Consider the following 13,534-nt stretch of genomic DNA (forward strand, 5'->3'; position numbering starts at 1 on the left):
AAAATTTACTCTTATGGCTTCAAATTTTAATAATATGAATGCAGCAAAAAATCTAGTTATTTGGCTACTGATAATAGTCATTACTGCAATGTTTATTGATTCACAAGGGGATAAACTAAGCAATAGGTTTCTGAGCACTTTTCTACCGTACAAAGGAAGGGTTCAAAATGGCGGAAGTATCGAATTTACAAAGTCATACGATGGACATTTTTATATTCAAGCTCAAGTCAATGATCGTAATATAACGTTTTTGCTTGATACCGGAGCAACTAATATTGTTCTATCGCAAAAAGATGCGTTACATGCTGGTATTAACTTACAAAACATTCAAGACTTTAAAATATATGAAACTGCAAAAGGTCAAATAAAAGCTGGAGTGGTTCAAATACCTCAAGTTAAAATAGGAAATTTTTTAATTAATGATGTGCACGCTAGTGTTAATACTCACTCTATGTCCCATTCATTACTTGGTATGAGCTTTTTGAGATATTTTCATTTCACTATTAGGGATAACAAGCTAATATTATATCGTAGTTAAACGTTCTATACTCTACTTATCAACGCTCTGCAGGTCAATATAGGAGCAGAGATAAATATTGCGGAACAGGTGCCGATTGCAATGCCAAAAGAAATGATTAAGCAGAAGTCTCTGACCACACCTGTACAAATCAGCACTAAAGGAAGAGCGGCAAGAAGAGTAGTACCTGAAGTTAACATAGTGCGAAATAGCGTCGAATTAATGCTGGCATCAACTACTTCACCTATTTTTGCATTTTTTCCACTTTTTTGATACTCTCGAATCCGATCATATATAACCACTGAGTTATTGATTGAGTAGCCAATTACGGTAAGGAGAGCTGCAACTGATGAAATATTAAACTCAATACTCGTTAAACTGATAAAGCCAAGAGTTAAAATCACATCATGGATCAGTGCCATTATTCCACCAAGTCCACACTGCCAGTTAAATCTAAGCCAAACATAAAAAAATATTCCAATAATTGCAATTAACATGGCTGATATCCCTTCAAATATCTGCGTTGAGCCTATTTGTGGACCAACATAATCTATTTTGCGATAAGTTACTAAATTACCTAATTTGCTCTCTAATATACTTTTAACCTTTTTAATTTTATCTTCATCTCCCTCATCTTTAAACCGCACAACTAAGTTATCACCAGCTTTTGAACTCTGTATCGTAAATCCACTCTCTTTTAATATACCGAGAATAGCATCATCCTTGCTTGAAGATTTTATCTCTATCAAAATTCCACCTGTAAAGTCTATACCCAAATTCATTCCTCGCAGCATAAAAGTAAGCATTGAAAAAATGATAAGAATAACGCTAACAAGTGCTGTCAAATTTCTATATTTACTAAATTTTATATCAAGATTATCTGGAATAAGTCTAATTGCCATATTTCCTACTTAAATTGTGATTTTATATACTTTTTAAGCAATCTACTAGCTATTTTCTCTTAGCTTATACTAATAATGATCTTTGATTTACTTAATCTACTTGAAAAAGATATTTGATCAAAAAAATGAAAACAGCCTGGTTGTCATTAATAAAGTGCTACTTAAACATCTTTTTTAATCGATTGATTTCATCAGCAAATTTTGGGTCAGTTCTTATGAAATTTTCCACTTGTTTGACTGCGTGTATAACAGTAGCATGATCTCTACCACCAAAATTTCTTCCAATATCTGGTAAACTTTTTTGCGTAAACTTCTTTGCGAAATACATAGCTATTTGTCTCGGCCTCGCAAGACTGCGGAGCCTTCTATTAGATTGCATATCTGCAATCTTTATATTGAAAAATTCAGCTATTTTTTTCTGTATTTCTTCTATTGTGATTGACCTATGATTTGACCTAAGAAGATCAATTAGGGTCTCACTAGCTGATTCTACTGTCATGCTTCTTCCAATTAAAGAGGTATGAGCAACCTTATTTAATGCTCCTTCTAGTTCTCTTATATTGGATTTTATATTCCTTGCCAAAAATTCTAGGACATCCTTTGGAACATACATATTCATTCGTTCCACTTTCGCCTGCAATATACCAAGTCTTAATTCAAAAGTCGTTTCATTAATATCTGCAACTAATCCCCAACCAAGTCGTGATTTTATTCTTTCTTCTACTCCATCAAGATCACTAGGAGACCTATCAGCTGATATAACCAATTGTTTATTTTGGTCTATCAATGCATTGAAAGTGTGAAAAAATTCTTCTTGTGTACTATCTTTACCACTGATAAATTGCACATCATCTACCATCAATACATCTACTGATCTAAATTGCTCTTTAAATAACATAATATCTTTGCTCCGCAGCGCCGTAATATATTGATACATAAATTTCTCTGCTGATAAATATACCACTTTTCTTTTTGCTGACGGAGAATTAACTATGTCCCAAGCTATAGCATGCATTAAATGTGTTTTACCAAGTCCCACTCCACCATATAGAAATAAAGGGTTGCTTCCTGATATTGGATCTATAGATTCCGCTACACGCTTTGCCGCTGTAAATGCTAACTCATTTGACTTTCCTACCACAAAATTATCAAAAGTGAATCTGGTATCTAGTGGTGAACCAAGATTATGATTATTTTCCTCTCTATTTTTTAGTATCGTATTAGAATTTGAATTTCTTTCTTCAATTAATTGAATATCAATAGAACATACACTTTGATCTTCGCTTTGCCATAATGACAATATTTTTTCCATGTAGTGAACTGTAATCCACTCCTTTATAAATCTTGTTGGTACAGACAACAAAACTTCTCCATTTCTGTTGCTGATAAATCTTAGTGAACTCAGCCAGCTGTTATACGTTGCTTCTCCATAGAGATTATGGAGATAATTTTGGATTTTTTCCCAAGTAACATTGTGGTCCGTTACTGTAATAATCTGATCAAAAAACATAGTAGAAACCTTAGGGTTAGTTAAGTTCATATACCACACCAAGAAAGAACAATAATCAGAAAGATGCAAGATAATCAATAGCTTACTGTAAGATAAAAAGCTAACACTACTTAATACATATCTAAAATTATGAGGATTTTTTGACGAGTTGTAAAGAGTATAAAAGCACTAAAATTGATCATTTTTTTGAAATAAAAACAATCAATTTGTAAATGTCTCTTGTACCGAGGATTAGAAGTATGTTATTAAAAAATAGTAATATATTATGTATAAATAAGATATTAAATTTACTGATAAATAAGTAAAGTACTTGTATAAATATAGTTGATTTAGTATAAATTTATTGAAGTAAATTTGTGATTATATTAAGTAATTTGAGTCATAATACTGTATTCGGTATTGAACTGGAGTTTTACACTGAGGGAATAAAAAAAGAATATTTATTTCTGAATAGCATCAAAAATAAAATAGCTTCTCTTGGATTTTTTTGTGAGAAAGAGAGTTCTTTAAACCAATACGAGATAAAAAGTGATTGTTATACGAGTCCTGATAATTTAATTATGCATTTTGAGTTAGTAAAAAAATTACTGATTGGAACAGCAAAAGAGTTCGATGGTAATGTTTCTTTTAAAGCAAAACCTTATTTGGATAGAGCAGGCAGCGCACTAAATGTACATGTTAGCCTCATGGATTCAAATAATAATAACTTATTTTATGGCAATAAGCAAAAATATAGTGACCACCTGATTCACAGCATAGGTGGATTATGTGCAATGATGAAAAAACATATGTTGTTTTTTGCTCCAAATGATGATTCATATTTAAGATTTCAGTACCCAGATATTCATACTCCAACTACGATTAGTTGGGGAGTGAATAACAGAACTGCTGCGATAAGAATTCCCTATTTTGGCAACGATTCCAAAAGATGCCGCCTAGAGCACCGTGTTCCTGGAGCAGATTGTAACCTTGAAAAAGTACTCACAGCAATAATTGAAGGTATAGTTTTTGGTATAGAGAACAAAATTGCTCCGCCAAATAGAGTGTATGGCATTGCATCTGATCCTCAATATAAGATGGAGAGTTTGATATAGCAACTACCTGTTAAACCCTAACCCATTAAACTCCTTTGAGGTAATTGGCCATTCTAGCACTTTCCTCACATCATTATTTACATTCCCATACTGTAATAGCAAGTCTGCAGCAGATAGTTTCTGCGTACTTTTAGATGATCCAAGCCCTATATTGGTAAGGTTGCTCGGTGGCTGCTCAGGAAGTGGATTACCAAGTGCATCCATGTGTTTAGGTAAAGGTTCCATAACAATATTTGTAGCACTAGAAACGAAATGACTATCTGTAGTATCAGCACTTTTAGAAAGTGAATTACCTTTGAAATCCATATGTTTAGGTAGTCCATTTTTCATTTCTTCTTCTGCTCTTTTATTTTTTAATTCTTCTTCTAGCTCAGTTTCAGTTCTTTTTGGTTCTTTTACGGTATCTTTTTCTTCACCTTCATCAACACTGCTATACCCTTCATCTTCTGACATATCATCAGTTTTAACAGACTTAGCTCCTGCTTTATTAAGCAATGAAAGTAATGCGTAAGTAACTGCAGCAGCAGTAACTATAATGGCTATCTTTGCAGCAATGTGAATCACTGTTAAAAATACTAAAGTTGATGAAACACCAACCAAGCCAGATATGATCACTTTATTCTTGCCTTCTATCACACTTAAAACTGCTACCATAATAATCCCTCAAATACCATACTAAAGTCATATTATATAGAAATTTTCTTACGCTTGCAAAACTGTAAAAATTTTAATCATTTACATAAAGCTATATGAGGATTAATTAATATATAATTTATCTTAGCTATAATATGATATAAATACGTATAATGTTTGGCATGAAAAGCTTACTTGTAGAGAGGAATAGAACAGTAATATTATTGCTTATCGTGATTTTTACCTTCGGCTCATACACTTATATAAAGATGCCAAGAGAAAGCAATCCTGATATACAGATTCCTATAATTAGTGTATTTGTCGGGTTTCCTGGTATTTCTGTCGAGGATAGTGAAAAGCTATTAGTGCTTCCTATAGAAAATGAACTAAGATCCATCGAAGGTGTAAAAGAATTGAGAGCTTTTGCAACTAATGATGGTGCTCACATGATAATCGAATTTAGAACAGAGTATAATAATAAAGAAGTGCTCGATAATGTCCGTTCAAAGCTTTTAAACATAAAATCAAAATTACCTATTGAAGCAGAATCTCCGATAATCAATGAAATAGACTTGAGCTTATTTCCGATACTAAACGTTGGCTTGATTGGTAATTTGCCGGAAAGAACTTTAACTGAAATAGCACGCAAACTAAAGAAAGAAATAGAATCTCTGCCAAATGTTCTTAAAGTTGAAGTAGCAGGTATGCGTAAAGAAACAGTGGAAGTTATAATTGAGCCCACAGTTCTAACAAAATATAACATTCAATCAAATGAGATATTTCAAGCTATATCAAACAACAACAGATTGGTAGGAGCCGGATCACTAGAAAATGATACCGGTAAATATTCGATTAAAATATCAGGGTTATTAAAAGACATAGAAGATATTATGAATATTCCTATTAGATCTCAAAGTGATGCAGTTTTGAGAATCAAAGATATAGCAAAAGTATACCTTGGGTTTGAGGATCACCAAGGATTTGCTCGTATTAATGGACTACCTAGCATTGTACTAGAAATTTCAAAACGTAATGGAAAAAACATAATAGACACGGTAAATCAAGTAAAATACTTAATGGACAAAGCAAAAGATCAATTACCTGAAAATTTAAAAGTAGTTTATTTGAATGACCAGTCAAAAAATGTACGTGATGTGCTTGACGACTTGGAAAATGGTATAATATTTGCCGTATTACTAATATTAACCATAATAATGCTCTTTATGGGAACAAGGGCTGCTATTCTTGTTGCACTATCAATACCTGGCTCCTTTCTAATAGGAATAATGGCTCTTTACCTCATGGGTATTACTCTAAATATAGTTGTGCTCTTCAGTTTAATTATGGCAGTTGGCATGCTGGTTGATGATGCAATTGTAATCAGCGAATATGCTGATAGAAAGATGATTTGTGGCATGGATAAAGTAGAAGCCTTTTGCACCTCAGTTCATGATATGTTTTATCCAGTTTTATCATCAACATTGACTAAATTAGCAGTGTTTTTCCCTCTGTTACTCTGGCCCGATACAGTCGGTAAATTTATGCAGTACATACCAATTACAATAATTCTAACTTTAACTGGATCGCTAATTATGGCTTTGGTTTTTATACCAACACTTGGTGCAATATTTGGTAAACCTTCCATAACTTCAAAAAAAGAAATAATAAGAATGAGTGCTATAGAAAGTGGTGAGATAAAAAATACTGGGCTTATAATAAGAACTTATGTACGTATGTTAGAGAAAGTCTTAGATCACCCCAAAAAATTTGTATGTGTTGTTGTGTTTGTTTTATTTTTGTCTAGTATATTATATTTTACTTTTGGTCCTGGATTAAAGTTCTTTCCGAATGTAGATTCAGATAACATTTTAATCAGCGTTAAAGTAAAAGAAAGCTTATCAGCCAAAGAACGAGATTTGATACTTAAGAAAGTAGAAGAACGTATTTTGGGTGTTGAAAAGGAAATTTATGTTTTTTATGCTCGATCAGGAAAATTTTCAGACAACGTTATTGCCAAAATTCAATTGGAACTTGTAGATTGGCGCTGCAGGCGCAAAGCTACGCAAATACTAAATGATATAAGGAGTAGTGTACAAAACATAAAAGGAGTAATAATTGATGTACAGGAACAAAAGTCAGGACCATCAGCTGACAAGCCAATACAAATTAACTTAAGCGGAAGTGCATCCAACTTGAATTCAGTAGCAGAGAAAATCCTAAAAATTATGGACCAACCTTCATCTGGATTTATAAATATTCAAGATAGTAGATCAGCACCTGAAATAGAGTGGAATATGAGTATTGATAAGAGTAAGGCTACAAGCTCTGGAGTAAGTGTTGCAACCATCGGTGATTTTATAAAGATGGTTACAAATGGAGTATTAATTGGAAAATATAGACCAAATAACGCAGATGAAGAAATTGATATTGTACTACGCTTTCCCAGAAAGAATCGCAACATGAAAACTATAGATAACCTTTTTATTAATACAGCAAATGGACCATATTCTATGAGTAGCATAGTGAAATACGTTCCCGAAAAAAAGGCAAATAAACTAAGTAGGATTGATGGATCACGCACAGTAACAATCTCTGCTGACGTTGATACTGGCTATCTTGTTGATGAAAGAGTTAAGTTCATTCAAAATTCGATTACTCAAGACTGTAGTAAAGGAGTAAAGATTGATTTCAAAGGTGATAAGGAAGATCAACAAAAATCAGGAGCATTTTTATTAAAGGCTTTTATATTAGCAATTACATTGATGATATTGGTGCTAGTGGCACAGTTTAACAACATATACTATACATTTATCGTAATGACAGCAGTGTTTTTATCAACAACATGTGTATTTTTCATTTTCTTTCTTATTCAGAAAGTTTTTGTAGTTGTCATGTGTGGAGTGGGGATAATTGCTTTAGCAGGAATTATAGTGAATAATAATATACTATTGCTTGATGCCTTTCATCAGCAAATTAAGGTGCGCAAAAATAACATTAAGCAATGTATAATAAACGCTTCAATTTCTCGCATCAGGCCAATACTACTTACCGTTGCAACTACAGTTCTTGGTTTAATACCTATGATTACTAGGTTAAATATCAGTTTTTTTACGCTACAAATCACATATGATGCTCCATCAAGCCAGTGGTGGGTTGATATTTCAGCAACCATAGCAAGTGGAATATTGGCTGCAACGGTCTTAACTTTACTCTTTACTCCGGCGTTGCTTGTCATACAAAGACATGAAAAAACTTGACTTAAATTAGCAATCATTTAACATTTAAGATAGCGTTCTTTACCTGTTGAAGCTATAATTATAACTAATTAAATTGGATTTATTTATATGATTGCTAATCGTAAAAGCAGTGTTAAGCAGAAAAGCAACAAGAATAACATAGTTGGAAGCCTTGATGTAATAAAAACAGCGGGAGAGCTCTCACTTCAAAAAGGTTTGGATTTTAATATTATAATAAATGCACTTAAAAGTGCTATCGAAGCAGTAGCTCAACAAAAGTATGGTAGCAAAAGTAAAATTGTAGTTAATATAGATAGAAACACAGGCAAAGTTACCTCATATAGACAACTAAAAGTCATTAATGATGAATCAAATGAAAATGAGTGTGACTTAATTAAGTTGACACAAGCTAAGTTAATAAAAGAAGATGCAAAAGTTGGAGATACTATTAGTGAGTTGATTTCTCTTAACACTGATCTTGTTTCAGCAAGAATTGCCCAGCAAAAGATTTCTGAAATAATCAAAAATGAAGAGTTAAAAAAGCAATATGAGGAATTTAAAGATAAGGTAGGAGAAATGAGGTATGGCATCGTTAAACAAGTAGAATATTCAGATCTTATTATAGACATAAACGGAATTGGAGCATACCTCCCTTTACGAAACTTAATTGGTGGTGAGTCATTTCGTGAAGGCGATAAGGTTAAAGCTTACATACAGGCTGTTAAGCGCTCTGACGACGGACGTCAAATCATTCTTTCTAGGACTCATGAAGGCTTTTTAGAGGCATTGTTGAATCAAGAAGTACCAGAAGTTGCTGACGGATTGATAACAATTAAAGGTATAGCTAGAGACGCTGGTTCAAGATCTAAAGTTGCTGTTTTTTCATCTGATAAGAATATCGATCCAGTAGGTGCTTGCGTTGGAGTTAAAGGAGATAGAATAAAAACTATTATACACGAATTAAACGGTGAAAAAATCGACGTCATACATTACTCATCAGATTTGGGTCAATTTGTTATTAAAGCCATTACTCCTGCAGAAGTATCAAAGGTCATTATTGACGAAAATGAAAATTGTATAGAGTTAATAGTTGCTGAAGATCAATTGAGTTTAGCTATAGGAAAAAAGGGTCAGAATGTAAGATTAGCTTCAGAGCTTGTTGGATGGAAAATTGAGATATTAAGCACTCAGCAAGAATCAGAAAGAAGAAACAAAGAATTTAGTCAATGTTCAGTTTTATTTGCTGAAGCTTTAAACTTAGAAGAGATTATGGGCCAATTATTGGTAACAGAAGGTTTTTCAAGTGTAGAAGATATATCTAACACTTCAATTAAGGAACTTGCTTCAATAGAGGGCTTCAATGAAGATATTGCAAATGAACTTCATAATAGAGCAAATAATTACCTGAAAGCAGAGAATGATAGAAAAATAGAAGAGCTAAAAAATTTAGGTATGGAAGACGATGTAATCAACTTAGCCTTATCAATAGATAATAAAATTGCTCTTAGTAAACATAATATTAAAACTTTAGAGGACATAGCAGATTTATCAAATTATGAGTTTTGTAGCATACTCTCTTCCTCAACTAATAATAAAGACAATCTAAAAGATACAGCAGATTTAATAATCATAGAAGCACGTAAAAAGCTTGGATTAATATAAAAACAATATGAATAATGAAGATATCAGTAATAAAAAATTAACCCTACAAGGCTTAAGCAAGCTTAAATTAGACATTAATTTAAACTCTTTAGATAGTCAAAGTACTGGTACTACAATAGTAAAAAAAAGAAGAAAAATTCATTCTGCAGAAGAATATAGTTTATTTGACGAGAGTAAATTAGGCTCTTTAACTGAAAAAGAACAAATTTCCCGCATTAATGCTGTACAGAATGCTACTTTGCTGAAAGAAAGGAATCAGAGAGAACAAGAAGAGAAAATAAAAAAAGAAGAAAGCAATCAAGAAGCTGAAGATAAAAATGAATCACACTCTGTACCTAAAGAAATAAATAAGGAAGTTTTAAGTAATACTAACTCAGTTGAACAAAAAGAAGATAGTATTGAATATGAGAACAATGATAAAAAGTCTTTTAAAGCTAGCAAAGATATATACTCTAAGCATTCTAAGCTAGTAATTACACAGGCAATAGATGAAAGAAATGAACACCTCCCTGTATTTAAGCAAAAATTTGGTATAAGAAGTAAACAATCAAAGTTTACTAAGGGTAAAAATATAGCAAGAGAAGTTATTATACCAGACAAAATAACTATCAGGGAGTTATCTATTCGTATGGCAGAAGATAGCAAGAGTGTGCTAAAAATGCTCAAAGAAGAAGTTGGGGAGAGCTATAGAGTAGATGATCTAGTAGATCCAGATATAGCATGCGAAATAGCAAAAAAATTTAATCATACGGCTAAACGAGTAAGTGATGCTGATAAAGAAAAGAATTTACTCTTCATAAGCAACAGAGAAAACTTACCTAAAAGACCAAAACCACCTATCGTTACTTTTATGGGACATGTGGATCATGGTAAAACATCATTGCTTGATGCATTTCGTGAATCCAATGTTGCAGAAAGAGAGTCAGGTGGCATCACTCAACATATAGGTGCTTATCAATTAACGACAAAAAATAAGCAAAAAATTACTTTCATTGATACACCAGGGCATGAGGCGTTTACTGCAATGCGTGCACGTGGTGCCAATATTACTAATATAGTTGTGATAGTAGTTGCAGCTGATGATGGAATCATGAAACAAACAGTTGAAGCAATAAACCATGCAAAAGCAGCAAATGTCTCTATTATAGTTGCCATTAATAAAATTGATAAATCACAACCTGGCGATGTAGAAAGAATAATTAATAGTTTGCCTCAGTATGACCTCATCCCCGAAGAACTTGGTGGTGATGTTATAATTGTGCCAGTATCAGCAAAAAAGAAAATCAACTTAGATAAACTAGAAGAGGCAATTTTATTAATTGCTGAATTAATGACGCTAGAAGGAATAGAGGATTGTCGAGCACTTGGATGGGTAATAGAGTCCAAAATAGATAAAGCTAAAGGAATATCAGCTACATTAATAGTTGAAGAAGGGACATTAAAGATTGGTGACATATTGGTAGTTGGTACAACATACAGCAAAGTACGCAGTATGGTTAATCACCTTGGTCAAAGAGAAAAAGCGTCACTACCTTCTACTCCAGTTGAAGTTACTGGTTTAAATGGTGTACCAAATGCTGGAGATAAATTTGTTGTTGTAAACTCTGAAAGGCAGGCTCGTGAAATTGTTGAATACAGGTTAGAATTAATCAAGAAAAAGCAAGAAGATTTAGACGACAGTAATTTAGATATATTCAGTCGTAATGATAGTGAAACAGAAGAACTATCTGTAGTTTTAAAGTGCGATGTCACTGGTTCTATTGAAGCAATATCAAGCTCAATTGATAAGCTTGGTAAAGAGCAAGTGAAATTAAATATTCTACACAAAGCAGTAGGAGGAGTAACAGATTCAGATGTGCTGCTTGCAGAAGCATCAAGCGCAGTAATTTTAGCTTTTAATGTAAAAGTGGATTCAAAAATAAGAGAATTAGCAAAACAAAAAGGTATAGAAATACATACTTACAATATAATATATGAGCTTATTGAAGACATGAGGATGTATCTAACTAAAATGTTAAAGCCTGTTACACGAGAGGTTCGTATTGGTTCTGCATCTGTAAGGCAAATATTTAATGCATCCAAAGCCGGTAATATAATCGGATGTTATGTTACTGATGGAGTTATAAAAAAAGATTCTTTAATTAAGGTAGTACGTGGCAGCAAATTGGTGCATGAAGGAAAGTTAAAAGCACTACGTAGATTTAAAGATGATGTTAAAGAAGTGGGTGTAAATTTTGAATGCGGAATATCGCTAGAGGGTAATATCGATATTAAAGTTGGAGACATTTTGGAAGCTTATCAATTAGTGCAAGAAGAAAGGACGTTATAGTAGTTGAATATGAAAAAGGAAATTAGAAACCTAAAAGTAGCATCGGTATTACACAGGGCAATATCAAAAGTCTTAATGGAAGGTAATGTTCTTAATGAAAAAGTAGTAGTATCTGATGTAAAGCTAAGCAAAGATTTGAAGAAAGCAGATGTATATATTGTGTTATCTTCATTAAACATCCAAAATGATAATGATGATATCAGCACTGTTGTTAATGAAATGAACCAATCTGCATGGTCAATACGTAAATCTATATTGTGTTATGTTGATTTGCGATTTATACCTGAGTTAGTTTTTAAGCCTGATTTAGCATTCGATAATTTTGTCAATGTAAGCAAAATATTACATAATCACACTTAATTAATGTATTTCAACCATTATTTCTCATTAATGAGAATACACAGTTTAACAGGTTTATGGCTTGTGCTATTTTCTAGCTTAAGCGGCATTCTTTTAGCCTCAACTTCTCTATCGTATCAGGCTCTTTTTCTCCTTGTTTTGTTTACTATAGGTGCATTTTTAATGAGACCCGCAGGGTGCATAATCAATGATATCTTCGATAGAGAAATAGATGCGCACGTTGAACGAACAAAATATAGGCCACTTGCAAGTGGTGCATTAAACATAAAGCAGGCTTTGGCTTTACTTTCACTGTTACTGTCTATTGCCCTGATAATCTTATTATTAACCAATAAAACTACTCTTATACTTGGAATAATTTCAATGTGCATGATAGTTATCTATCCCTTGCTAAAGCGTTACGTTTGGTGGCCACAATTGTTTTTAGGGTTTACTTTCAACATGGGATCACTCATGGGTTCAGCAGCAATAACAAACCAGATTAGCATAGAATCCTTGCTATTTTATATAGGATGCGTCTTTTGGACGCTTAGTTATGATACTATATACGCTCATCAAGATAAAAAAGATGATGAGAAATTAGGAATGAAATCTACTGCATTATATTTTGGCAATACAACAAAATCTTGGTTGAAAAGATTTTATTTAATATCCTTAATGGCATGGTTGTACGCTGGTATACTATCATCATTAAATAACATCTTTTATATTGCTTTACTTGCCATAGGATTCATATTTCACCACCAACACAAAAATTTCAATCCAGACGATTCTAATCAATGCATGTCCATATTTAAAAATAATTCCCAGATAGGACTCCTGCTCTTTTTCGGTATCCTTTTAGATAGAATTCTAAATTCTACTTTTGTATCCGTTCAGATGCATGGCTAATGTGTAAATATCGAAGCAAAAATGTTGTCATTCCAGTGTCAAGTACTGGGATGACAGAGAAAGCATCATATTGGAATGACACCATTTATTTCTATGGCTGTCTTTTCTACCTTATTTTGTCACCCTGCTGAACGGATTCTACTTTTTAGAACATATCTTGAAAGGAAATCAGGAAGATAATATGATAGGATCAGTAAAAAATATATCCAGGTGATGTAAGTGACAAAGAATGGAAATTTCTTGAGCCAAGAGTTGCACAAGGTGTGGCCAAGAAAGCACAAAATAAGCAATTATTAATGTTATACAATACATAATGAAAGGTATTTGCCAGTAGAGCAAAAGATTTTCCTCTATGGAAGACAGTGTATGATTATTTTTTTAGGTGGCGTAATAGTCACAC

General features: G+C 32.8%; 10 protein-coding genes. 7 read left to right on the plus strand and 3 right to left on the minus strand.

What is annotated here, in order from left to right; genetic code table 11:
- Positions 1-13 precede the first annotated feature (13 nt).
- Entirely contained in the window at positions 14-538 is a 525-nt protein-coding gene (locus tag OOL05_RS03920; protein WP_264729878.1) for a TIGR02281 family clan AA aspartic protease, read from the plus strand.
- 5 nt (positions 539-543) lie between these two features.
- Here OOL05_RS03920 and secF read toward each other — a convergent pair whose 3' ends face one another.
- A complete protein-coding gene (gene secF / locus OOL05_RS03925) occupies positions 544-1,419 on the minus strand; it encodes a protein translocase subunit SecF (protein WP_010401100.1) in 876 nt (291 codons plus the stop codon).
- Between the two features lie 157 nt (positions 1,420-1,576).
- Positions 1,577-2,959, minus strand: a complete 1,383-nt coding sequence (gene dnaA / locus OOL05_RS03930) for a chromosomal replication initiator protein DnaA (protein ID WP_012481713.1) — start codon at positions 2,957-2,959, stop codon at positions 1,577-1,579.
- A 326-nt stretch (positions 2,960-3,285) separates the two neighbouring features.
- On the opposite strand from dnaA, the gene OOL05_RS03935 reads away from it, so the two are divergent.
- Complete coding sequence (locus OOL05_RS03935) at positions 3,286-4,023, plus strand: type I glutamate--ammonia ligase (RefSeq protein ID WP_264375630.1); 738 nt, start codon at positions 3,286-3,288, stop codon at positions 4,021-4,023.
- A 3-nt stretch (positions 4,024-4,026) separates the two neighbouring features.
- On the opposite strand, the gene OOL05_RS03940 is transcribed toward OOL05_RS03935, so the two are convergent.
- On the minus strand, positions 4,027-4,677 hold the full coding sequence (locus tag OOL05_RS03940; RefSeq protein ID WP_264375631.1) for a hypothetical protein: 651 nt from the start codon (positions 4,675-4,677) through the stop codon (positions 4,027-4,029).
- A gap of 161 nt (positions 4,678-4,838) precedes the next feature.
- Between OOL05_RS03940 and OOL05_RS03945 the strand changes: the two genes are divergently transcribed.
- The 5 genes from OOL05_RS03945 (at position 4,839) to ubiA (ending at position 13,134) form a co-directional block, all read left to right on the plus strand.
- A complete protein-coding gene (locus OOL05_RS03945; RefSeq protein ID WP_264687126.1) occupies positions 4,839-7,913 on the plus strand; it encodes an efflux RND transporter permease subunit in 3,075 nt (1,024 codons plus the stop codon).
- Between the two features lie 87 nt (positions 7,914-8,000).
- Positions 8,001-9,554 (plus strand): transcription termination factor NusA, encoded by a 1,554-nt coding sequence (gene nusA / locus OOL05_RS03950; protein WP_010407241.1) that lies wholly within the window; start codon positions 8,001-8,003, stop codon positions 9,552-9,554.
- A gap of 7 nt (positions 9,555-9,561) precedes the next feature.
- Positions 9,562-11,883, plus strand: coding sequence for a translation initiation factor IF-2 (gene infB, locus OOL05_RS03955; RefSeq protein WP_264729882.1), 2,322 nt, complete (start codon positions 9,562-9,564; stop codon positions 11,881-11,883).
- A 9-nt stretch (positions 11,884-11,892) separates the two neighbouring features.
- Complete coding sequence (locus tag OOL05_RS03960; protein WP_006015187.1) at positions 11,893-12,243, plus strand: ribosome-binding factor A; 351 nt, start codon at positions 11,893-11,895, stop codon at positions 12,241-12,243.
- Positions 12,244-12,246: 3 nt separating this feature from the next.
- Positions 12,247-13,134: a 4-hydroxybenzoate octaprenyltransferase gene (gene ubiA, locus OOL05_RS03965; protein ID WP_064085718.1), complete on the plus strand. Its 888-nt coding sequence runs from the start codon at positions 12,247-12,249 to the stop codon at positions 13,132-13,134.
- Positions 13,135-13,534: the final 400 nt, after the last annotated feature.

It is taken from the genome of Wolbachia endosymbiont (group B) of Episyrphus balteatus (assembly GCF_947250575.1).
Classification (GTDB): domain Bacteria; phylum Pseudomonadota; class Alphaproteobacteria; order Rickettsiales; family Anaplasmataceae; genus Wolbachia.